This window comes from Simkania sp. (genome assembly GCF_965215465.1).
Lineage (GTDB): Bacteria > Chlamydiota > Chlamydiia > Chlamydiales > Simkaniaceae > Simkania.
Genome location: NZ_OZ244056.1, coordinates 158,465 through 178,615 on the forward strand (window position 1 = coordinate 158,465; position 20,151 = coordinate 178,615).

Annotated in this window: 25 protein-coding genes; 19 read left to right on the forward strand and 6 right to left on the reverse strand. The window is 42.6% G+C overall.

Going from position 1 to position 20,151, the window contains the following annotated elements:
• Positions 1 to 22: 22 nt before the first annotated feature.
• Positions 23 to 634, reverse strand: coding sequence for a hypothetical protein (locus tag ACOOFG_RS00700; RefSeq protein WP_420421726.1), 612 nt, complete (start codon positions 632 to 634; stop codon positions 23 to 25).
• 33 nt (positions 635 to 667) lie between these two features.
• On the opposite strand from ACOOFG_RS00700, the gene ACOOFG_RS00705 reads away from it, so the two are divergent.
• Entirely contained in the window at positions 668 to 1,240 is a 573-nt protein-coding gene (locus ACOOFG_RS00705; RefSeq protein WP_420421727.1) for an NUDIX hydrolase, read from the forward strand.
• Here the strand turns inward: ACOOFG_RS00705 and rpsT are convergent.
• Positions 1,237 to 1,527, reverse strand: coding sequence for a 30S ribosomal protein S20 (gene rpsT, locus ACOOFG_RS00710; RefSeq protein ID WP_420421728.1), 291 nt, complete (start codon positions 1,525 to 1,527; stop codon positions 1,237 to 1,239). The genes ACOOFG_RS00705 and rpsT overlap by 4 nt on opposite strands.
• 95 nt (positions 1,528 to 1,622) lie before the next feature.
• On the opposite strand from rpsT, the gene ACOOFG_RS00715 reads away from it, so the two are divergent.
• Entirely contained in the window at positions 1,623 to 2,084 is a 462-nt protein-coding gene (locus tag ACOOFG_RS00715; RefSeq protein ID WP_420421729.1) for a DUF3592 domain-containing protein, read from the forward strand.
• Positions 2,085 to 2,241: 157 nt separating this feature from the next.
• Here the strand turns inward: ACOOFG_RS00715 and ACOOFG_RS00720 are convergent, their stop codons facing one another.
• Complete coding sequence (locus ACOOFG_RS00720) at positions 2,242 to 2,835, reverse strand: competence protein CoiA (RefSeq protein WP_420421730.1); 594 nt, start codon at positions 2,833 to 2,835, stop codon at positions 2,242 to 2,244.
• 243 nt (positions 2,836 to 3,078) lie between these two features.
• Between ACOOFG_RS00720 and ACOOFG_RS00725 the strand changes: the two genes are divergently transcribed.
• The 10 genes from ACOOFG_RS00725 (at position 3,079) to ACOOFG_RS00770 (ending at position 12,403) form a co-directional block, all read left to right on the forward strand.
• The gene (locus ACOOFG_RS00725) at positions 3,079 to 4,743 is read left to right on the forward strand and encodes an RNA polymerase sigma factor (RefSeq protein WP_420421731.1); all 1,665 of its coding nucleotides are present in this window, start codon (positions 3,079 to 3,081) and stop codon (positions 4,741 to 4,743) included.
• A gap of 37 nt (positions 4,744 to 4,780) precedes the next feature.
• On the forward strand, positions 4,781 to 5,182 hold the full coding sequence (locus tag ACOOFG_RS00730; protein WP_420421732.1) for a hypothetical protein: 402 nt from the start codon (positions 4,781 to 4,783) through the stop codon (positions 5,180 to 5,182).
• Positions 5,183 to 5,312: 130 nt separating this feature from the next.
• On the forward strand, positions 5,313 to 5,732 hold the full coding sequence (locus ACOOFG_RS00735) for a hypothetical protein (RefSeq protein WP_420421733.1): 420 nt from the start codon (positions 5,313 to 5,315) through the stop codon (positions 5,730 to 5,732).
• Between the two features lie 25 nt (positions 5,733 to 5,757).
• On the forward strand, positions 5,758 to 6,165 hold the full coding sequence (locus ACOOFG_RS00740) for a hypothetical protein (protein ID WP_420421734.1): 408 nt from the start codon (positions 5,758 to 5,760) through the stop codon (positions 6,163 to 6,165).
• 76 nt (positions 6,166 to 6,241) lie between these two features.
• Entirely contained in the window at positions 6,242 to 6,832 is a 591-nt protein-coding gene (locus tag ACOOFG_RS00745) for a cyclase family protein (RefSeq protein WP_420421735.1), read from the forward strand.
• A gap of 232 nt (positions 6,833 to 7,064) precedes the next feature.
• Positions 7,065 to 8,201, forward strand: coding sequence for an Lpg1974 family pore-forming outer membrane protein (locus tag ACOOFG_RS00750; protein ID WP_420421736.1), 1,137 nt, complete (start codon positions 7,065 to 7,067; stop codon positions 8,199 to 8,201).
• Between the two features lie 359 nt (positions 8,202 to 8,560).
• Entirely contained in the window at positions 8,561 to 9,697 is a 1,137-nt protein-coding gene (locus ACOOFG_RS00755) for an Lpg1974 family pore-forming outer membrane protein (protein ID WP_420421737.1), read from the forward strand.
• A 325-nt stretch (positions 9,698 to 10,022) separates the two neighbouring features.
• Entirely contained in the window at positions 10,023 to 11,252 is a 1,230-nt protein-coding gene (locus ACOOFG_RS00760; protein ID WP_420421738.1) for an Lpg1974 family pore-forming outer membrane protein, read from the forward strand.
• A 30-nt stretch (positions 11,253 to 11,282) separates the two neighbouring features.
• On the forward strand, positions 11,283 to 12,203 hold the full coding sequence (locus ACOOFG_RS00765; protein ID WP_420421739.1) for an Lpg1974 family pore-forming outer membrane protein: 921 nt from the start codon (positions 11,283 to 11,285) through the stop codon (positions 12,201 to 12,203).
• A 2-nt stretch (positions 12,204 to 12,205) separates the two neighbouring features.
• Positions 12,206 to 12,403 carry a hypothetical protein gene (locus ACOOFG_RS00770; RefSeq protein ID WP_420421740.1) on the forward strand — a complete coding sequence of 66 codons (198 nt, stop codon included), beginning with the start codon at positions 12,206 to 12,208 and terminating at the stop codon, positions 12,401 to 12,403.
• Here the strand turns inward: ACOOFG_RS00770 and ACOOFG_RS00775 are convergent.
• Entirely contained in the window at positions 12,400 to 12,825 is a 426-nt protein-coding gene (locus ACOOFG_RS00775) for a GNAT family N-acetyltransferase (protein WP_420421741.1), read from the reverse strand. The genes ACOOFG_RS00770 and ACOOFG_RS00775 overlap by 4 nt on opposite strands.
• A gap of 116 nt (positions 12,826 to 12,941) precedes the next feature.
• On the opposite strand from ACOOFG_RS00775, the gene ACOOFG_RS00780 reads away from it, so the two are divergent.
• The 3 genes from ACOOFG_RS00780 to ACOOFG_RS00790 all read left to right on the forward strand — a co-directional run bounded on the left by ACOOFG_RS00780 (position 12,942) and on the right by ACOOFG_RS00790 (position 14,709).
• Complete coding sequence (locus ACOOFG_RS00780) at positions 12,942 to 14,018, forward strand: Lpg1974 family pore-forming outer membrane protein (RefSeq protein WP_420421742.1); 1,077 nt, start codon at positions 12,942 to 12,944, stop codon at positions 14,016 to 14,018.
• 99 nt (positions 14,019 to 14,117) lie between these two features.
• Entirely contained in the window at positions 14,118 to 14,396 is a 279-nt protein-coding gene (locus tag ACOOFG_RS00785; protein WP_420421743.1) for a type II toxin-antitoxin system RelE/ParE family toxin, read from the forward strand.
• 13 nt (positions 14,397 to 14,409) lie between these two features.
• Positions 14,410 to 14,709 carry a HigA family addiction module antitoxin gene (locus ACOOFG_RS00790; RefSeq protein WP_420421744.1) on the forward strand — a complete coding sequence of 100 codons (300 nt, stop codon included), beginning with the start codon at positions 14,410 to 14,412 and terminating at the stop codon, positions 14,707 to 14,709.
• 54 nt (positions 14,710 to 14,763) lie between these two features.
• Here the strand turns inward: ACOOFG_RS00790 and dusB are convergent, their stop codons facing one another.
• Complete coding sequence (dusB, locus tag ACOOFG_RS00795) at positions 14,764 to 15,642, reverse strand: tRNA dihydrouridine synthase DusB (RefSeq protein ID WP_420421745.1); 879 nt, start codon at positions 15,640 to 15,642, stop codon at positions 14,764 to 14,766.
• Positions 15,629 to 15,898 carry a YggT family protein gene (locus ACOOFG_RS00800; RefSeq protein ID WP_420421746.1) on the reverse strand — a complete coding sequence of 90 codons (270 nt, stop codon included), beginning with the start codon at positions 15,896 to 15,898 and terminating at the stop codon, positions 15,629 to 15,631. Before ACOOFG_RS00800 ends, dusB begins: the two co-directional genes overlap by 14 nt.
• A gap of 109 nt (positions 15,899 to 16,007) precedes the next feature.
• On the opposite strand from ACOOFG_RS00800, the gene ACOOFG_RS00805 reads away from it, so the two are divergent.
• From ACOOFG_RS00805 to ACOOFG_RS00820, 4 genes are read left to right on the forward strand one after another with little or no spacing between them, the layout of a single operon-like run.
• Positions 16,008 to 17,525 carry a hypothetical protein gene (locus ACOOFG_RS00805; protein ID WP_420421747.1) on the forward strand — a complete coding sequence of 506 codons (1,518 nt, stop codon included), beginning with the start codon at positions 16,008 to 16,010 and terminating at the stop codon, positions 17,523 to 17,525.
• Positions 17,494 to 18,192, forward strand: coding sequence for a hypothetical protein (locus ACOOFG_RS00810; protein ID WP_420421748.1), 699 nt, complete (start codon positions 17,494 to 17,496; stop codon positions 18,190 to 18,192). The genes ACOOFG_RS00805 and ACOOFG_RS00810 overlap by 32 nt, the downstream gene beginning before the upstream one ends.
• On the forward strand, positions 18,189 to 19,472 hold the full coding sequence (locus ACOOFG_RS00815) for a toxin-antitoxin system YwqK family antitoxin (RefSeq protein WP_420421749.1): 1,284 nt from the start codon (positions 18,189 to 18,191) through the stop codon (positions 19,470 to 19,472). Before ACOOFG_RS00810 ends, ACOOFG_RS00815 begins: the two co-directional genes overlap by 4 nt.
• A complete protein-coding gene (locus tag ACOOFG_RS00820) occupies positions 19,462 to 20,001 on the forward strand; it encodes a 5-formyltetrahydrofolate cyclo-ligase (RefSeq protein WP_420421750.1) in 540 nt (179 codons plus the stop codon). The genes ACOOFG_RS00815 and ACOOFG_RS00820 overlap by 11 nt, the downstream gene beginning before the upstream one ends.
• Positions 20,002 to 20,151: the final 150 nt, after the last annotated feature.

Below are 20,151 nucleotides of genomic sequence, written 5' to 3' on the forward strand. Positions count from 1 at the left end.
TCTTTATACCCCGGCTACCTAATTATCCAAAAGTGTGAGACTGGAGAATCTGATTTTTTCCTACAGTGAAAGGGTGGTGGTAGATGACTAAATTTTCAGGAAGAGGGCAGTCGGTGCATGGAGCATAATTAAATCCGCTTGGGAGGATTTCAAGGGGAATTTTTTCTTCGTAAATGGTTCGGTTGAGCGCGTCTTGTTCAGAAAAAAACACGTCATTGCGCGTGAGACAATTTTCAGTCCACTTTTTTAGTAATGGTGATGTTGAGTGATAGGCAATCACTCCTGTAAGAAAAGCGTTTTCATCAGGAAGAAGAAGTCCTTTTTCACGACGAACTGCAATTCCCCGCGGGACATCTTGGCATACAGCAAAGTGGGAATCTTTGAGATAATCAAAGAGAGGTGTCAGAGGTTTTTTGACTTCCGCATCCACATCGATCCAAACCGAATGCTCAAATGGAGTCATAGAAAGGAAAAGGGGTTTTTTAAACCAAATCGCCCGATCATTCCAAATCTCATCAGGGTGCAAGTCTTGCCATTTTTCTTTTTGCGCTTGAGTGATTTGTTTTAGGAGTTGATCTGAAGCCGTTAAAACAGTTCCTTTTGTTTCACACCAATTGCGTGCACTTTTTGACATGCCAAAGTCGCAAAAAGCAAGAGGGAGATCGCAATGCGCGTTGTAATGGTCCCACCACCATTTAAGCATCCATTCATGATTTTGATTGCATCCTGTAAGGATGCCTTTGGAGCTTGTATGTGTGTGGTCGGCTTGCATATTTTGGACTATAGTGAGATGATGAATTTAAGAAAAGGAGTGCACATGTTTACAAATCTGATTGATGAGGCCAAAAAAGAAGGGATTGAAAACGTTCATGTAGCAGCTCTTGTCCGCAATGCGGAGGATCAAGTCCTGTTAATTGAAAAAGTGCTGCAGGAAAAGCCCATTTACGAGTTTCCAACTGCAGATGTCAAAGAAGGTGAAACCATTCAGCAAGCCCTTCAGCGTGCTGTTTTAGAAGAAACCGCAATGGAGCTTGGAGATGTAAAGGCCTACCTTGGTCATTATGATGTAGGACAAGATAGGTACTACCATTTTGTGACGGAAGTTAAAGATCCTTGTTCAATCGAACAAAATACGAAAATTGCTTACGCCTGGCTGGAAACGCAAGAAGCGGTAGGTTATCCGATTACAGATGATCTTCGAGAAATGTTAGATGTCTATGCAAAAATGCAACAGGCTTAAGCCGTTTTCTTCTGAAGAGCAGAAACGTGAGACTTCACGCGCGCTGCTTTGTTTTGCTTATAAACGCCTTTTTTGACTCCTTTATCCATCAAACTGTAGACGGTATTAAGAGCCGATTGCATCTTTTCTTTTTCACCAGCAGATAACGCTTTTTCGAAAGCGTTGATTGCGGTGCGGACTCTAGATTTGAACGAGCGATTTAAAGCACGCTTTTTGGTGTCTTGAATGATACGCTTTTGAGCGGTTGGGATTTTCTTTTTCTTTGCTTCTTTATCTGCATCAGCCATTGTTATCTCGAAGGTATGAATTTTTCCATAAAACTACATTGGAAAAAAATATACCAAGATTGCGATAATTCGTCAATTTCCAAGGAAGATAGTTGATGCTTTCAAAAAACGTTTTTAAAATTTTGTTTTTTCTTTCAGGGGCAGTGGCCCTCTACATGGCGGCGAATTTCTTTGCAGATCTGCACAAGTATTTTCAACTTTCTCTCGATGTAAAGGCCCAGTTTGACAATTGGGACGTTGAGGAGGTGAGGTCTGGGAAGTACATTGTCGTAGCGTCTTACCAATATAAAGTAGGAGAGGCCACCTACCATCATAAAACCCGGATCACTAAAAATATCTATCCAAATATTTATTTAGCAAAGGACCATTTAGAAAAATGGAAGGGGTCTCAAAACTGGGTCTGGGTGAATCCCAAAAATCCCCATCAAGCTGACCTTTTCCGGCCCTTCCCTTTGAAGAAGGGGATCCATCTCCTTCTCGCTTTGAGCATTCTTTTTTATTTTCTGTGGCTCAATATCTATGTTCGACGCGTTCATCCCGATATTACCCCGGATTGACATCTAGTCCAATCTGAGGGGATTTTCAATTTTCATTTCCAGATTCTTTATGGCAAATCGCCGCGTACTTTGATCCAAGTACGCGGCGATTTGCCATAAAAGAGGTGGTATAAAAGAAAAAATCAAATAGGTTGGAGTAGGTATCATTCAGGCGGGGCTATTGAGTCCCCTGCTTCAAAATGAGGTAGTAGAGAAAGCGGCTCCAATCCTTGACCAGTTCAGGCAATTTTGATTTTTGCGGAGGCGGTTTGGGTCGATTTTGTGGAGGATGTCCGATATCAATCTGGCGGGGAGGTCCTTTTTCCACCCGCATTCCAGAAGAAAGTCTCTCGTACTGATCATAGAAGAAGCCACGTCCTTTGGCATTGATGGAGGTGAAAAAAGCATGGAATGGGCGCAAATAGTATTCTGCAGCAGAAAGCCTTTTCCGATTGAATCGGTAATCGTGCAAAATCCAAATCACTTGGTAGCCCACTGAGGCATAGTCAGCCATGCGCTCTTTGACTTCTTGAAGAGAAATCGGTGAACACTGCACTTCGAAGACGCGTTTTTTCGCTTCCCAGACAACGTCGGCAATCCGGTTGATTGAGGGAAAACGTTTTTCTAAGACGGCGTGCCCTTCTGGAAGGGATTGAAGAATTTTCTTTTGAATAGTGAGATGAACCTCTGTTTTTCCACTTTGGCGACAAAAAGAAGAAGGGCGAAAGTGAAAAAAATGTTTGCGCCGGTGAAGGCCCTCCTTGACCTGCAAACGTCCATGACACTCAGGGCAGGGTAATCCTTTCCTTTTACGGCTTCTTCTGCAAAAATGATTTGTGACTCGTCGTAAGCGAAAAATTGCATCGGTTAGAACTTGACTTTTAGGGGCAGCCCTTACACAATACGAGTCCACGTCATTTTAATGACACAGGTTTTCTTTGATATTTAAAGCAAAATCTTGATACATATATTGAATGCGCGTGACTACAAGGCCTAAAAACTTCTCCAGGAGAGCATGAGTAAATCCTCTTTTAGTCAGGGATTTGATCCTCAACATCAACAAAAAATCGAAGAACTCGTAGCCATTGCTAAAGAGCAAGGGTACATTACGTATGAAGAAATCAACGAAATTCTTCCGATGAATTTCGATTCAGCTGAACAAATCGACGAAGTGTTGATTTTCCTCAGCGGAATGGACATTCAAATTCTCAACCAATCTGAAGTTGAAAGACAAAAAGAGCGGAAGAAAGAAGCCAAGGAAATGGAAGCCCTTCCCAAACGAATGGAAGGAAGTTCTGATGACCCAGTGCGAATGTATCTCAAGGAAATGGGTTCAGTTCCCCTTCTTTCTCGAGAAGAAGAAGTGGAAATTTCCAAGCGGATTGAAAAAGCTCAAATCCAGATCGAAAAAATCATCATGCGTTTCCGTTATTCAACACGAGAAGCGATTTCCATTGCGCACTATCTCATTACTGGAAAAGAGCGGTTTGACAAGATCATCGCTGAAAAAGAGATTGAAGACAAAAACACCTTCCTCAAGCTTCTGCCAAAGCTGTGCGACCTTCTTAAGAAAGAAGATCGTGTTTTGGAAAAGCTCCTTATACAAATGCAGAGCAAAGATCTTGGAAAAGTTGAACGCGTTAAGCTCTCAGAAGACATTGAAAAGTGTAACATCCGTACACAAGCCTATTTAAGACGGATGCACTTCCGCCACAACATCACCGAAGACTTTGGTGAAGTCATTTTAACATCTTACGACCGTTTCCTCGCTCTCGAAAAAGAAATTCAAGAGCTTGTTCCTCGTGCTGAGAAAAACCGATTTGCCAAAGCAAAACTCTTAGCTGCTCAGCGCAAACTTACAAAACGGGAACTTGCAGCTGGTCGAACGCTTGATAAATTTAAAAAAGACGTTCGCATGCTTCAACGGTGGATGGACAAAAGCCAAGAAGCCAAGCGTGAAATGGTCGAGTCAAACCTGCGTCTCGTCATTTCGATTGCAAAGAAGTACACAAACCGTGGTCTTTCCTTCCTCGATCTGATCCAAGAAGGAAACATGGGCCTGATGAAGGCTGTCGAAAAATTCGAATACCGTCGTGGATACAAGTTTTCAACTTATGCGACATGGTGGATTCGCCAAGCTGTGACGCGAGCGATCGCCGATCAGGCACGCACCATTCGTATCCCTGTCCACATGATCGAAACGATCAACAAAGTCTTGCGTGGTGCGAAAAAACTCATGATGGAGACAGGCCGCGAGCCAACTCCAGAAGAACTTGCGACCGAACTGGGGCTCACCCCCGAGCGAGTTCGTGAGATTTACAAGATCGCTCAACATCCGATCTCTCTCCAAGCTGAAGTTGGGGACAGTGGTGAAAGTCAGTTCGGGGACTTCCTCGAAGACACCACCATCGAATCTCCCGATGAGGCAACAGGTTACTCCATCTTAAAAGATAAGATGAACGAGGTTCTTTCAACCCTTACAGATCGTGAAAGAACGGTGCTCATCGAACGCTTTGGCCTGCTTGATGGAAAACCCAAAACTCTCGAAGAGGTCGGAGTCCGTTTTAAAGTCACTCGTGAGCGGGTCCGTCAAATCGAAGCCAAAGCGCTTAGAAAAATGCGTCATCCTACCCGTTCTAAGCAACTTCAGGCTTTCCTCGACATCATTGAACAAGAGTGATACGGTTTTCCTATCATTTCAAATGGAGGAAAAAATCATGGCAAGTGAGGTCCACCACTACATTACAGTAAGTTCACTCAGAAAATATGAAGTGACCCTGCACGGGCCTTATCCAAAATCATCAGTCCCAGATAGTCCAGATTTTGAAAAGAGCCAGAAATTTGAAAAGGTACAATTAACATATCCTATTATTCTTGACAGTACCGACATGACGATTCAAGGTGTGATGAAAGTGTGGGTGGCTATGAATTTAGCGAATCAAGAGTTTGTTAGGGCTCAAGCTCAGCTTGATACCATTAAGAAACCTATCTGTCAGTTATTAATAGAGCAGCATCCTGCTGCGCTCAGATTTCAACAAGCATTTAATCGCGTTCAAAAAACTGTAAAGGATTGGCAACCCTATGTCGATGCTGGTTATAAAGTGACCATCATCAAATAGGTACCTAAGTCGAAATCAAGGCGCTTCATTCGAAGTGTCATCCCATTTGCTTTTAGCAGCTTCGGTCAGCTCTCGACATCATTGAACAAGAGTGCTATCCTCTTGTCTCCAATTTTTTAGGAGGTTAGAGATGGCAATAACTACCGAAGTTCACCGGTTTACAGCCGAGCAATTAACTGACAAATATCGTTTCATCTGTCATGGACCTAATCCAAAATCATTTGAAGTCGACTCAAAAGAATTTACTGAAAGCCAGCTTTTTGAAGAGGTCGAGTTGAATGTTCCTGTGGGAGTTGATCTGACAGAGGTTCTCATTCGAAAGGTGATGTTGGCTTGGATCGACATGAATGTCACCAACCAATTTCTTGTACGAGCTATGGCTGAAATGGATCTCAATGTGGATCCTTCTCAGAATTCTTTGTATGAGACATTTAATGGCGATAACAAAGCAAAGCAAAAGTTTGATATAGCGTTTTCCAGCCTTGTGCAAACGAAAGAGACTTGGGATTCTTTCGCAAGAGAAGGTTATTCTGTAACCATCATTAAATAAAATCGTAGGGGGAGATGGAGGCTATATGGCTGTTCAACAATTTCAGTATGTGCGTTATACGACGCAATACTTATTCAATCACTGTGGAATAGAAGCTCGCGAACCTTTTGTTCCAAATGACCATCTTTATGCTTTACCCCCATTTCAAGAAATAGAGATACAAGTTCCTAATGGCAGCGCGCTTACCGATGATAGTGTAAGAAATCTGGTCAATCGATGGGTTGATGTTTTTGAGGCTCAGGGCAGGTACATGAATATGTGGTTTGCATACATTCGTGTGGTAGCCCCAGTTAATGTATTAAGCTGTGACCCTGTAGATATGTCTACGAATCTAGGAGTTAGATTAAAACAGGTTTGGACTGATTACATTGCCGTGAAAGAAATGTGGAAAACCTATCAAAATCAAGGGTTTTCCATTCGCAGAACTCAGTAAGTTGATTTATTTATGACAATCCCTTATCTCTAATAGAATGAAAATTTGGGATGTCACACTTACTTTAACTGAAAAAATGCCAGTTTGGCCTGGAGATCCTCAGCCGCAATTTATTCAAAAAATGCATCTTGAAAAAGGGGATATCGCCACAGTTACCTATATAAATATGGGGGCCCATACAGGAACACATGTGGATGCACCTTGTCACTTTATTAAAGGGGGCGAGGGAGTTGAGACGCTTGAGCTTGAAACTTTGGCTGGTCCTGCATTGGTCATTGAAGCATTAAATCTTCCGCTCATTACGAAGGAAGTGCTTGAAGAGCATGCTATTCCCGAAGGCACAGAGCGTTTATTGATTAAAACGGATAACTCGGAGTCTTGGGCTAAAGGGATGTCAGAGTTTGATGAATCTTATGTTGCGATCAGTGAAGATGGAGCTAAATTTCTCGTCGAAAAAGGAGTGAAGCTTGTTGGGGTTGATGGATTTTCCATTGCTCCCTTTGATGCGGTTGTGCCCACTCACGAAATCATTCTTGGAGCGAGAGTTGTCGTAATCGAAGGGCTAAACCTGGCCGAGATTAGCGCTGGGACTTACACCCTTTGTTGTTTGCCGATTAAAATTGCTGGTTCTGATGGAGCGCCTGCTCGAACTATTTTAATGAAGTAGTATTTTTATACCTTATATATATAAAAGGTATTGACCGCGTTTGCTATTCTATTAACATCGAATGGGTTAGCTTCGATCTGTTTTGGTCGTTTTTTATATTAAAGAATGTATAAATGGGTCGGTCGTTAATAAATAATCACTTAAAAATAAAAAAAAACCTTTAAGAAATGGCAGATTTTTCTTATACGAAGAAGTTAGATGAATGATATAAACAGCTTCTTGAGGTAAGAGGATGAAAGTGAGGTCTTTAGGTAAATTAATAGCGCCTATCGTTGCGATCGCTACGTCAACTGCTGCCTTTGCTGCGATGGATCGGGAGGCTCGTGTCACCGAACTAGAAAATCAAATGCAGCAAGTGCGCACTGAGACAGCGACGGACACGTATGGAGCAAACACCGCTTTAGCTCGACCATCAGTCGAAAATCCCTATAAGTGGTTTGTGACTTTAGATGTGCTTTACTGGCGCACTAAGGTGGGGGGAACAGAGTATGCATATTCGGATCAAGATCCAACAGCATCTCTCCCTTTAAAAGGACGTACTAAACAGATGGAGTTCGACTGGGATTGGGGACTTCGTGGTGGTCTTGGATACAATTTTGATCATGATGGTTGGGATTTAAGAGCACAGTACACATGGTTTGACACAAGTGGTAGTGACACAACTCGTGCAGGACTCAATAGCTCAATCGTTCCTTTAAGAGGATCGGCTATGATTCCAGGAAACGACCAAGATTTTATCTTTTGTAAGCATGCCAAGTCTCAGTATGACATGGACTATCAAGCAATTGATGTTGAACTTGGACGTGATTACTATGTGAGCTCGAAGCTTTCGCTTCGTCCTTTCTGGGGTCTTAAAACTGCTTGGATTGATCTTGAGCAAAACACACGCTATACCGGCGGTGAACCTGGACCTAACGATCCAGATTCACTTGGGTTAGGACGCAACACAGTTCATGTGCGTGAAGACTCTGATTTCTGGGGTCTTGGACCACGAGCTGGTTTTGATACTCGCTGGTACTTAGGCGAAGGATTTAGCATCTTTGGAAACATTGCTGGTGCCCTTGTTTATGGATACTTTGATGTAGACCATAAGGAAAGATACACTGGAAATGAAAATGCACGTATTCGTTTACATGCAGATCGTCATGCATTTTCTCCAACTGCACAGATCCAAATGGGACTTAGATGGGATTCATATTTCCATGAAAATAGACACCACTTCAGCATTGGGCTAGGATTTGAAGGTCAATACTGGTGGAGAATGAATCAAATGCTTAAGGTTGACGACTCTACTACTTTAAAGTACGAGCGTTACTCAGAAGACTTGAGCATGTATGGATTGACACTCGATATGAAGTTTGACTTCTAAGCGAATCGATTTCAATCTATCGATAAAAGAGAGCTCTCAGAAATGAGAGCTCTCTTTTTTTATTCATGAAGTTAGTCTCATTTTCAACAAGTTGCAATTCTTAAATGAGTTCTTCAGAATTATTTTAGTTTTAAAGTCTGTACAAATAATTAAATTACCCTTAGGTATGGAATTAGAAGGAAGAAATACCTATTTGGCAGCTTCCGGTAACGTCTTGTAGCTCCGAAAAAGGGGCTTTAATAAGGTTTGAAGTAAAAATAATAAAAAAAACTATAAAAACACTTCAATAAATGCGCGTTATCATTTATATGAAAAATTAGAGTAAAAGAAGATTTAATCTAACCCCCTTGAGGTAAAAGATGAAAGTGGGCTTTTTAAGGAAGATTCCGATTGCCATCGCTTCCCTTTTGGCTACATCCGCAGCGTTTGCCGCTATGGATATGGACTCTCGGGTCTCGCAACTTGAGAATCAAATGCAGCAAGTGCGTACCGAGACTGCCATGGGAACATATGGTGCACAAACAGCGACTGCCCGCCCAGAAGTGGACGGCCGTGGCTGGTTCCTAACTTTAGATGTCCTTTTATGGCATGCTAAAGTCGGCGGAACAGAGTTTGCCTATTCGGACAACGATCCTGCCGCAACCCTACCAATCCGAGGTCGTACCAAAGATATCGACTTTGACTGGGATTGGGGTTTCCGTGTCGGATTAGGTTACAACTTTGCACATGATGGCTGGGATGCATATCTGCATTACACATATTTTGACACAAATGGAAGCGAATCGTCTCGCGGCGGTCTCAACAGTACGCTTGTTCCTCTTAAAGGATCAGCTCAGATTGTTTCGACAGTAGCGAATCCAGATGATGTGTTTATCTTTTGTGACAGTGCAAAGTCTCAATATGACTTAGACTACAACGCACTTGATTTAGAACTTGGTCGTGCTTACTTTGTGAGCGGTAAGCTTTCTTTCCGCCCCCATTGGGGTTTGAAGACTGCTTGGATCGATCAAGAACAGATCACACGCTATACAGGTGGAACTCAAGTTGGTGACAACTTAGGTCTTGGAGTGAATACAGTTCACATTAAAGGTGACTGTGACTTCTGGGGTCTTGGACCACGCGCTGGTGTCGAGTCAAAATGGCACTTAGGTTATGGATTTAGCATCTTTGGTAACATTGCCGGTGGACTTCTCTTTGGTTACTTCGACGTTGACCACAGAGAGCGTTGGAGTGTAAACGAAGACAACAACATTCGCCTACATGCGAATCGTCATGCGTTTTCTCCAACAGTTCAGTTCCAACTCGGATTACGCTTTGACAAGTACGTTCACAACAATAGACAACACATTGGTGTGGGACTTGGATTCGAAGCCGAGTACTGGTGGAGACAAAACCAAATGCTTAAAATCGACGATGCTGCGGTTCTCAAGTACGAAAGATACTCTGAAGACTTAAGCTTCCACGGTTTGACTCTTGATATTAGGTTTGATTTCTAAAAGAAACTCGCTAACATCAAGACCTAAAGACGATAACGGGATGCGCTAGCATCCCGTTTTTGTATCGAGAGAGTCATCAAAAAATCGTCAGCGTCTTGTGATTTCCTAGGGAAAGTTACTGCGTTGTCCTGCTTCGACAACCCGCAAGGGGTTGCCTGCATCGGACGCCTTGAACCTTTCGACTAAGAAATCCCCTTCCACTGACGATTTTTTAACGACTCCCTCTATTTTTAGGGGCAAAACTTAGGCTATAGTGGCTGAGGTTTAGGCATTGAGGGAAATTTCTTTTTAGCTTATACGTATGGTATAAATTTTAGTTTATGCCATGTTACGAGCGTTTATACTTCTATTGTTTTTGCCGGTGGCTCTTTGCGCAAGTGCCAAAGATGTTGTCGGGACTTACCCAACTCAGTCGACAAATGAGTGTCCAACTCCTGTTCCACTTAACAGTGATCCAACGCCTCCAAAAGAGACAATCACTCCGTCACTCGGGCCTATTTCGAAACGAGGGTATGACGTTGTTGTCGATGCTGAGTTCCTCTACTGGTATGCAAATGTGACACAACTTTCATATGCGAGAGAATACAAGCTAGCTCCTGTAGGTGACTCGACAGATCCAACAGTTGCGACTTTGGTTCCAGTTGAGTTCAAACACCTTGATTGGGGGTGGGATCCTGGCGTTCGTTTAGGTTTGGGGGTTGTGACAAATCATGAAGGGTGGGAAGTTTATTCTAACTGGACCTACACTTATAATAGTGTCTCTGACACCTCTTCGGTACCCGATTATGCTGGGAGAGACTTTTTTTCAACGACTGTGAATCCTCCCGGAACAAAAATTTTAACCTCTCCTTGGCTTTGGCTCCCTGATAGAGATCATTTTAACCGAATTAAGGCAAATTGGGCCCTTCTCTTTAACCAAATCGACCTCACTGTTGGACGTCATTTTTGGATCAGCCCACGTCTTTCCATTCAACCCTTTGCAGGAGTCCGTGGGTTTTGGGCACGCATGCATTTTAGTGTAGACGCATTTCGCCCAGGAATCAATAATCCTGTTTCGATACAGAATCAGATTGATTCGAAAAACACATTTAAACAAAAGTCTTGGGGAGTTGGTTTACTAGGAGGTTTGAATACTGCTTGGCATATCACAGACCATTGGAGTGTTGTTGGAGCGGCAGATCTTGCTCTTGCATACGGTAAGACAATGGTTCGCTCAAGAATCGATAATCTTCAAATTGAACTATTGCCACAAGTTCCTTACCGCGATGTTCATCTACATGTCGACGATAATCTCTACCGTTTGCAATCATTTGTGGATTTAAGCTTGGGACTGCGTTGGGAAACAATGATTCATGAAGTCTACCGGCTTCTTTTTGATTTAGCTTGGGAAACACACTTCTTACTGAACTTTAGCCAGCTTTTCAGGGGGACATATCAAACAGCTGCTACGACAAATCCATTTGTGACACTCCCGGATGCATCAACAGATCTCCCTTCATCAAAAGGAAACTTAACCCTGTCCGGGGTAGTACTACGAGGGCGATTTGAGTTTTAATGAAAAAAACCTATAAGTTACAGGTTAGATATGAATAGAAAACGTTGTTTCCAATTTCTTACATTACTTCTCATGCCGCTTGTTGCATGGGCTGGAAAGCCGTCTGCTGCAGAGGAAATCACACCATCTGTTGGCCCGATTCAAGGATCTGGTTGCAATGTTATTGTAGATGCAGAGTTTTTATGGTGGTATGGCAGTGTCACCGATCTTTCGTATGCAATCAAAGGTAAAACGATCCCAACTGGGAATGCGAATAATCCTGCTCAAAGAGCTGTTTGGACACCTTCCAAAAAGGAAGAGTTTGATTGGTCATGGGATCCTGGTGTGCGTGTGGGACTTGGCCTCGTGACAAATCACGATGGTTGGGATGTTTACTCAGATTGGACCTATTTCTATAACAGCACCACAGAAAGTTCATCCGCGCCGCCGTTTGATGATTCAGACTTGGCGCAAGCGGGTCCTTATCCTATAGGAACGCGCGCTTTCACATCTACCTGGTTTCTGACTCCTAATGGAGAGTTTCTTCGTCGAGTGAAATCGAAGTGGGCGGTGCTTTTTAATCAAATTGATTCAAAGTTGGGACGTAACTTTTGGATCAGCCACAACTTATCGCTTCAACCATTTTTTGGGGTGAGAGCTTATTGGGCTCGGATGCATTTCAGTGTTCAAGGGGATCGTCCTGCAAGAGTCAATGCAACGTTCTTTAATACAAGTTCGACCTACCGACAAAAATCTTGGGCGGTAGGGCTTTTAGCAGGAATCAATACCGCTTGGCATATCAATCCTAATTGGAGCATTTTTGCAAACACTAGTGTTGCGCTTGCCTATGGTAAGTACTGGGTTCGTCGCAAAAGTTCACAGCTTGAAATTGATCAAAATGGAGTCACGTTAAGCAACCTTTCTGCCACGACACAAGAACAATCTATCAAACGCAACCCTTTGTCGATTTAGCGATGGGCGCAAGATGGGAAAAGATATTTAATCAATCCTTCCGTATACTTGTTGACTTGGGTTGGGAAACGCATTTTCTCATAGACTATAACCAGCTTTTTCGTGGAACTGAGCCTGTGATTGCCTTCACAGATTTACCTTCTACAAATGGAAATCTCACACTTTCTGGACTCACTCTTCGAGGACGGATTGATTTTTAAAAAAATTTAACGAAGAAGAACTTGGTGAGTTTTGGGTTTTCCTTGTTTTCACGCACGAACTCTAATTGAAAACCGCATTTTTTGTAGAAGTCTGGCGCTTGAAATGCGCTTGTAACCAAATTAATGTTGTTGAACCCTTTCCCTTCGAAACGCTCTTCTAAGGCTAATAGGAGCCTTTTTCCGTTTCCCTGCTTTCGATAATCAGGGTGTACCCAAATGTCATCGACATACACTTCAGCATAAGCTGTATAAGCGGAAAGTACGCCAAAGACTTTTCCTTCATCGTTTTTTGAGACAAGAGCAAACTTTTTATAATGGCAAGGTGTACCCGATTTTTTTTCGTCTTTTGCATGTCCTTCTTCCACCATTTTTTCAACGATAGTTGGAAGCTTATTTAAGTATTCAATTGATGTTTTTTTCATGCTTAAAAATTTTAGAAAAACAAAACGTTTTTTGTTAATAACATCTTGTCTTGAAAAAAATTGGTTTTTGTTTATTGTTTAATTAGTAGGTTGAAAAGTTTGCAAACAAGTTTTTTATGAAAAAGTTTTTAATTATTTTGCTTTTTCTTTCTTTTATAAAAACAGTCTCAGGATACACTCTCGAGACGAATTCTTCACGTATTGCAAGATTAGAAAAAGAAGTAGAAGAACTGCAAGAAAAACTTCACGAACTTTTAGTCGAACAAGCAAGACCAAGTGCAAACCCGAGTATTGTTGGTGATGTTTACTTTGTGACATTTGATGCACTTTATTGGTACGCACGTACAAACGGAACACAATATGCTTATAGTAATAGTACGACAATGACGGCGATGCCACTAAAAGGTCGTACAAAAGATATTCACTTTACTTGGGAATGGGGGTTGCGTGCAGGAATTGGAAAAAATTTAGATCATGACAAATGGGATCTATACGCTTCCTTTACTCTTTATCGTCCCCACTCTTCTGGAACATCAAGTGCGGGTCGTAATAGCATTCTGATTCCACTCAAAGGGGCCACACTCATTAATGCAGGAGCGAAGCGGGCTCGCTCGACTTATGCACTCGATACTTATCAAATTGATGCAGAATTAGGGCGTCATTACTATGTCAGCTCTAAACTCTCGTTTCGACCATTTGCAAGTGTTAAGAACGCTTGGGTCAAACAACAACAAATTGTCCGATATACAGGGGGATCAATTGGGAATAACACCGCCCATGTAGAAGATCATTGTGATTACTGGGGAATTGGTCTGCGTGGAGGGATCAATTCAAAATGGCATCTAGGAGAAGGCGTCTATTTAGAAGGTCTGTTTTCCGGTGCGTTGCTTTATGGATATTTTGACATCGATCATCGTGAAAAATTGACAGCCAATCCCCATGACACAATCAAGCTTGATGATAACAAACACCGCTTTGTTCCAACGGTGCAGTACCGCTTTGGAATTGGTTGGGGCACCTACTTCAATGATCGAAAAAATCATCTCGATCTTGAACTGGCTTACGAAGGACAGTATTGGTGGCGACTCAACCAAATGATCAACATCTATGAGTACAACGCTTTTCGTTATGACAACTTGAGCGACGACGTCTCGATGCATGGTCTCACGTTTAGGCTGCGCCTTTATTTCTAAATTCAGTAAACAATACGAAAGTCTAAGCAGGTGAGTCAGTTGCTTCGGTTTAATTTTTTTACGTTTGACGTACTACGTAAAAGGGGGTAAAATCCAATTATGATTCGTTCATTCAAGGATAAAAATACTCAATCGTTGTACGAAGGTAAGTCTGTCAAAAAGTGGAGGTCTTTTACCAGGCAAGCAGAGAAAAGACTTATTATTTTAGATATGGCAACTTCTTTGAGTGATTTAAGAAATCTTCCCAGTAATAGGTTCGAATCATTAAAAGGAAATCGAAAGGGGCAATATAGCATCCGGATCAATAGCCAATGGAGAGTTTGCTTCTGTTGGGGTAAGGGCGAACCATATGATGTGGAAAATGTAGATTATCATTAGGAGAGGTATTTAAATGGCGAATAAAATGAGGCCGATTCATCCAGGAGAAATTCTTGAAGATGAACTCGAAGAAATTGGCATATCAGCTAGTGCTTTAGCAAGGTATCTTTCTGTTCCTGCTAACAGAATTTATTCAATCATCAATAGACAAAGGTCGATCACAGCCGACACTGCTCTACGTCTTGCAAAGTTTTTTGGAACTTCCCCTGAGTTTTGGCTCAATCTTCAATCTGATTTTGATTTAAAAACTGCAATTAAGAAAAGTGGGAAAAGAATTGAAAAAGAAGTGATTCCTTCAGAGGAAGTTGCTTAAATTTTTAATAAACAATACGAAAGTCTGAGCAGGTGGCTTGAGCAGCTGAGCTTGTCACTTCGACTTGTGTGATCTTAATAGGGGGAGGCTCGCTTTTCTTTCTGTTTGGTACATCCGGATGTAGTCAATATGCTTGAGGAGATGATCCCGGATCATCTCGCCAGTGACTTCTAAGAGAGGTTCGCCGCTGTCAAGCCGTTTGACATCTTCAGCAATCCAGGGTTGGCCCATCGTTCCTCGTGAAGCCAAGATTGCATCGCATCCACTTTGTTCAAAAAGCGCCAGACCATCTTGAGCGCTAAAGACATCTCCATTGCCGATCACATGAATGGACCCAGCCACTTCTTTACATTGCCGGATAATGTCCCAATCCGCTTTTCCTGTGTACTTTTGGACTCGCGTGCGTCCATGAATTGCGATTGCCGTTGCTCCAGCTTCTTCGGCAATCCGAGTGATTTCTGGCGCGTTGAGGGAATCTTGGTCCCAGCCGGCACGGATTTTCACTGTGACGGGAATTTTGACTGTGGCGACCATATTGGAGATCACTTCTCCAATAAGCTGAGGGTTTTTTAGCATTCCTGAGCCACTTCCATCCTTAGTGACTTTATCGACAGGACAGCCGCAGTTCAAGTCCACAACATCAAATCCGAGCTCTTCGATGATCCGAGCTGTAGGACCGGCTAGCTCGGGTTTACTCCCACACAATTGGGCTCCAATGGGTCGCATTGAGTCGCGGTAGTCGAGGATGTGGTAGGTACTTGGTTCGTGGCGGATCAAGGCGTCCATTTTGACCATTTCGCAGTACATGAGCCCAACAGGATAAAGGGCAGCCATTTGGCGAAAGGGAAAGTCAGAGCATCCCGCTAGTGGCGAGTAAAAAACGTTGGAGGGGAGCGTCAACGACTTGAATTTAATGGGTTTAACGTACCGCATAGAGGATCAGCATTAGCAAGAATTTTTCGACGAGTTTGAGGACAAAAAACGCAATCAGGGGGCTGAGGTCAAGCACTCCTCCAATAGGGGGGATGAAGCGACGGAAGATGTTGATATACGGGTCAGTATAGTGAGCAATGAACTGCATGAAGCGAGTGCGTTGAAAATTGGGAAACCATGACCCAAGCACGCGGATCAAAATCATCAGCGTATAAACGAGAAAGAAAAGACGAATTGCAGAAATCACGTAATACATGAAACCAAGTTTACCATCTGTCTGATTAGAAAAAAAGGGTAAGCTAAATCTTGAATTTTCCTTTTTTCTCTCAATTCGTTTATATTAGGGAGAATCATTGGAATCGACTATGCAAAAAATTGGAATTTACAAAGATGGCGACGAGTTAAAAGTCGCTGCGCTTAGCGACGAGGCCCTTATTGAACGGCTTGACCAGCCGGCCCAATTTTCTGAAGAAGACTGGGAGGGACTTTTCGTTACTGGGGTTGAAGGGGATAAGGTGCTTATTAGGCATATTGAATCGCCCTTAAAGAAAAAACGAGCCCTAGAAAAAACACTTCCTTTCCAACTTGAAAATCTCATTCCTTTTGAGTTGGACGAAGTGGTCGTACGCCCCATTTATCAAATTGGAAAGGAGAGGACACAGGCTACTTTCTTTGTCACTTCTCAGGAAACACTTGAGAAACACGTCATCCAGCAAGAAGGAATCGATCCAGCATGGGTCTCGTGTATCCCTATGGCACTTTGTCGGTTTGCAGAATTCACCATGCAAGATAAAGAAGCACTGATTGTTTTTTATGTTGGAAAGAAAACGACTGAAATCGTCTCCGTTTATCAAGGCATTTTGAAACACAACATTGCCATAAGAATGGGACTCGATGATTTAGAAGCAGCCTACGAGCAAGATCGGATCGGAGAAAAAGATTCTGAGAGAATTCACTCCATGCGCCGACTAGACCTGCAAGCGCTTTCTCAAAAGGAGTACCCACATTTGATCGAAGCGTTAGAAGAGTTTAGACGCGAAGTGGACCGTGCTTTTTGCTTTTTACATCATAAGCAAGAGTCAAGTGAACTGCAATTTTTACTCTTTGCGGGGGAGACAAAAGCGACATTGCAATTAGAAGATTGGATGGTGCAGTGGGAAACCTTTTCTTACTCTGTTTTGCCAACTCAAGGGCATCGTGGCTATGATCCGAATATGGTAAAAACTTATGCTGTTCCCATCGGACTTGCATTGGATGCCATCAAACAAGATCAAAAAAGCATCCAATTTCGCCAAGGAAAATGGGTAGCTCCTGAAGTTTACACCTCGATAAAAAGCAAAATTTTCAAAGGAGTGACACTTTGTCTTGCAGCAGCAGCGGCCTTATTCATCATTGGGCATGTCATTTATACAAAAAAAGAGAAAGCCTTTTTGGAAGACATTCATCAGTTTGTTCAAACCTATCAAAAAGACATTCCTAAGCTTGAAAAAATTGCCCGTATCTCTTCGACACAAGAAAAAATTCATTTTCTCAATCGCAATATCAAAGTGATGAAAAGCGATTTTGGATATTTTACTCCGCCCACGCTCGTTTCAGACGTATTAGCTTTTTTAAGTGAGCATCCTAATTTGAATCGGCAAGAAGGCGAAAAGAAGATGGTCATCGATCATCTTAAGTACGAACTATTGGATTATCCTTCAGTTCAAAAACCCTTTCAATCGTACCAAGTGAAAGTCACTGTGGCCTTTTCTTCTCCAGGATCGGTTTGGGCGCGGGAATTTCACGATGCGATTGTCGAGGATGAAAAATGGGTGGATCCCGATGGAGAAATCACCTGGAAAAGGGAGCAAAATGCCTACACGTTATCGTTTATTCTCAAATAAGGAAGCGCTAAAAGCTGCTTGGCAAGGGCAAAGAAAACGTTTAAAGCCCAAGTTGCTTTTGCAAAACCCGCTTTTTATTGGAGCTCTTTTTGCGTTTTCATTGATTCCTTTTTTGTTTGGAGTGATGCTTATCAAGGATCGATTTGGAAAATTAGTAGAAAGTCAAAGACACTTTAAACAAATTGAATGGCGTGCAAAACGACTGGTGCAAACGCACAAATCGCGCAATCAGTTTTTAGAAAAATACAAGCAAGTTGATCCCTACTTTCTCAGTCATGCAACAGAGAGTTTGGTTTTTTTAAAACCTGAAATCGATGCGTTAAAAGTTATCTATGGGCATCCTACTTTTCAATCATGCCCTGCAGTCAAGACGCGTCTAACAGCTCTCACTAAGGGGGAAAATAGGTTAGTTTTTGAAGAAAAAGGAAGAGAAGTCTCGAAATTGATTGAAGAAATGCGCTACACTCAGAGGAGCCCCGTTGAAGTCAATGGAGAAGACATCAAAAACATCTTATCGATTATAGAAGGGGTTTCGATAAAACCTTACGAACCTCCACCTTTCCGCCCTCAACTAGTGATCAAGCGTTTTGATTTAAAAAGGGAATCTTTGTTAGGAAGAGAGAGTTACTTTTTAGAAATGGATTTAATTAAAAGAGAGCCGCTATGAACCTCAAATATTGCCTTGGAATTTTAATTCTTGTTGGTTTTCTAACCGGGTGTCACCATCAAAATGAGCACACCTCGCAACTCATGAGCATTCAGATTTATGACCGCAACGGCTTTAAGGAAACAATTACGTCTGCTGATCGCTTAAAAATGTACCAAAAAGCCGACTTTACCAATGCTCAACCGTATGCGCGAGTGGTACGCATTTATTCTCGCACAGAAGAGGGAAAGACTCCCTCTCGTCTGACGACTTATCACGAAAACGGAGAAATTTGGCAGTACTTAGAGGTTGTCAATGGCCGTGCGTGTGGAACCTATCGTGAATGGCATGCCAATGGAAAACTTCGTCTTGAGCTCACTGTGATTGAAGGAATGGGAGATCTTTCAGAAGATGCGCAGCTTGGTTGGGTTTTTGATGGGTTTAGTCGCGCCTACGACGAACAAGGGTTATTAGAAGCTGAGTTTTATTACGATAAAGGACTCATGCAGGGAACAGCTCTTTACTACTTTCCCAATGGTAAACTGCAGCAACAGATTCCCTACGAAGAAGGGCTAATTGATGGAGACTGCCTCGTTTACAACGAGGAAGGACATCTCATTGGAAAGAGCACCTTTGTTCGTGGGAAACAACAAGGCCTTTCAACTTTTAAAGGGGATGCTTATTCCCCACCCTATACAGAAACTTATCGCGATGGACGACTTCTTGAAGGAGTTTATCACGACTTTTCTGGGCGGATCGTTTGCAAAGTTACAGACGGCTTTGGAAAAAAAGCCATTTTTACACGAGGCCACCTTTTTGCTCTTGAAGAGTATCAAGCAGGTGTTGCAGAAGGTGAGATGCAGCTTTACAATGAAATGGGACGATTAGAAAGTTCCTTTCACGTTAAAGATGGGATGAAGCATGGCCAAGAATGGGTTTACTATTCCGCTCCTGAGGGAAAAGAACCCCAGCCTAAACTTTGCATCACTTGGGTTGAAGATCAAATTCACGGGATCTCTCGCACTTGGTACCCTAATGGTAATCTCGAGAGCGAACGAGAGATGTATGAAAACCAAAAACACGGCATCTCATCAGCATGGTACAAAGATGGAACTTTGCGCCTTGTCGAAGAATACGATCATGATGAGCTATTTTCAGGAACCTACATGAAGCGAGGCGATAGCCATCCTGTTTCTTCTGTTGAAGAAGGAGCGGGAATCGTCACACTTTATGATGCGAATGGCTTGTTTATGAAACGGATCACTTATGAAAAGGGGCAACCCGTTTTAGATGAACCTTAAGCATGAATTGCGTCGTAAGCTTATTGAGCGGCGCCTTGAGATTTCTCCCCATAGGCGCAACGAAGCACGCGAAGAAGTGATGAAAAAGCTTTTGCCTCTGCTTGAGGGGTTCAAACGCATCCTTTCTTTTGCCAGCAAGGAAGAGGAAATCGATCTTTGGCCTCTCAATGAGCTCCTTGCCAAAGATAAAAAGCTTTGCCTGACAAAAGTTGAAGAGGAGCGCTTAAGCATTTTTCAAGTGTCTGACATTGAATTAGACCTTGCAGAAACAGGGCGTTGGCAGTTGAAAGAGCCCATCCCCAGTCGTTGCAGTCCTATCACTCCTAAAGAGATCGATTGCGCTTTAGTTCCTGGGCTAGGCTTTGACAAACAACATCATCGCATCGGATATGGGATGGGACATTTCGATCGCTTTCTTCTTCAAGTGTCGTGCCCGACTTATGGAGTGGGGTTTCGTGAACAATTGCTTGAATCATCTATCCCAGCTGAAGAGCATGACATCTCACTCACCAAAGTCTTTTATTTTTAGTTCACCTAAGACATTGCCTTGGGGATCGGCGATGTAAGCAAGGATAAAGAAAAACCCACTGCTTGTAAAACAGTGGGTTTATAACATTTTAGATCGTGTGGTTTAACTTTGCGAGCATCAGTTTTTCAGTGAAAGCTTTATTTCCAAGTG

Coding starts and splice junctions, on each gene's coding strand:
- ACOOFG_RS00700 (WP_420421726.1), bottom strand. CDS start 634: ATGTCAAAAAGTGCACGCAATTGGTGTGAAACAAAAGGAACTGTTTTA.
- ACOOFG_RS00705 (WP_420421727.1), top strand. CDS start 668: ATGCGCGTTGTAATGGTCCCACCACCATTTAAGCATCCATTCATGATT.
- rpsT (WP_420421728.1), bottom strand. CDS start 1,527: ATGGCTGATGCAGATAAAGAAGCAAAGAAAAAGAAAATCCCAACCGCT.
- ACOOFG_RS00715 (WP_420421729.1), top strand. CDS start 1,623: ATGCTTTCAAAAAACGTTTTTAAAATTTTGTTTTTTCTTTCAGGGGCA.
- ACOOFG_RS00725 (WP_420421731.1), top strand. CDS start 3,079: ATGAGTAAATCCTCTTTTAGTCAGGGATTTGATCCTCAACATCAACAA.
- ACOOFG_RS00730 (WP_420421732.1), top strand. CDS start 4,781: ATGGCAAGTGAGGTCCACCACTACATTACAGTAAGTTCACTCAGAAAA.
- ACOOFG_RS00735 (WP_420421733.1), top strand. CDS start 5,313: ATGGCAATAACTACCGAAGTTCACCGGTTTACAGCCGAGCAATTAACT.
- ACOOFG_RS00740 (WP_420421734.1), top strand. CDS start 5,758: ATGGCTGTTCAACAATTTCAGTATGTGCGTTATACGACGCAATACTTA.
- ACOOFG_RS00745 (WP_420421735.1), top strand. CDS start 6,242: ATGCCAGTTTGGCCTGGAGATCCTCAGCCGCAATTTATTCAAAAAATG.
- ACOOFG_RS00750 (WP_420421736.1), top strand. CDS start 7,065: ATGAAAGTGAGGTCTTTAGGTAAATTAATAGCGCCTATCGTTGCGATC.
- ACOOFG_RS00755 (WP_420421737.1), top strand. CDS start 8,561: ATGAAAGTGGGCTTTTTAAGGAAGATTCCGATTGCCATCGCTTCCCTT.
- ACOOFG_RS00760 (WP_420421738.1), top strand. CDS start 10,023: ATGTTACGAGCGTTTATACTTCTATTGTTTTTGCCGGTGGCTCTTTGC.
- ACOOFG_RS00765 (WP_420421739.1), top strand. CDS start 11,283: ATGAATAGAAAACGTTGTTTCCAATTTCTTACATTACTTCTCATGCCG.
- ACOOFG_RS00770 (WP_420421740.1), top strand. CDS start 12,206: ATGGGCGCAAGATGGGAAAAGATATTTAATCAATCCTTCCGTATACTT.
- ACOOFG_RS00775 (WP_420421741.1), bottom strand. CDS start 12,825: ATGAAAAAAACATCAATTGAATACTTAAATAAGCTTCCAACTATCGTT.
- ACOOFG_RS00780 (WP_420421742.1), top strand. CDS start 12,942: ATGAAAAAGTTTTTAATTATTTTGCTTTTTCTTTCTTTTATAAAAACA.
- ACOOFG_RS00785 (WP_420421743.1), top strand. CDS start 14,118: ATGATTCGTTCATTCAAGGATAAAAATACTCAATCGTTGTACGAAGGT.
- ACOOFG_RS00790 (WP_420421744.1), top strand. CDS start 14,410: ATGGCGAATAAAATGAGGCCGATTCATCCAGGAGAAATTCTTGAAGAT.
- dusB (WP_420421745.1), bottom strand. CDS start 15,642: ATGCGGTACGTTAAACCCATTAAATTCAAGTCGTTGACGCTCCCCTCC.
- ACOOFG_RS00800 (WP_420421746.1), bottom strand. CDS start 15,898: ATGTATTACGTGATTTCTGCAATTCGTCTTTTCTTTCTCGTTTATACG.
- ACOOFG_RS00805 (WP_420421747.1), top strand. CDS start 16,008: ATGCAAAAAATTGGAATTTACAAAGATGGCGACGAGTTAAAAGTCGCT.
- ACOOFG_RS00810 (WP_420421748.1), top strand. CDS start 17,494: ATGCCTACACGTTATCGTTTATTCTCAAATAAGGAAGCGCTAAAAGCT.
- ACOOFG_RS00815 (WP_420421749.1), top strand. CDS start 18,189: ATGAACCTCAAATATTGCCTTGGAATTTTAATTCTTGTTGGTTTTCTA.
- ACOOFG_RS00820 (WP_420421750.1), top strand. CDS start 19,462: ATGAACCTTAAGCATGAATTGCGTCGTAAGCTTATTGAGCGGCGCCTT.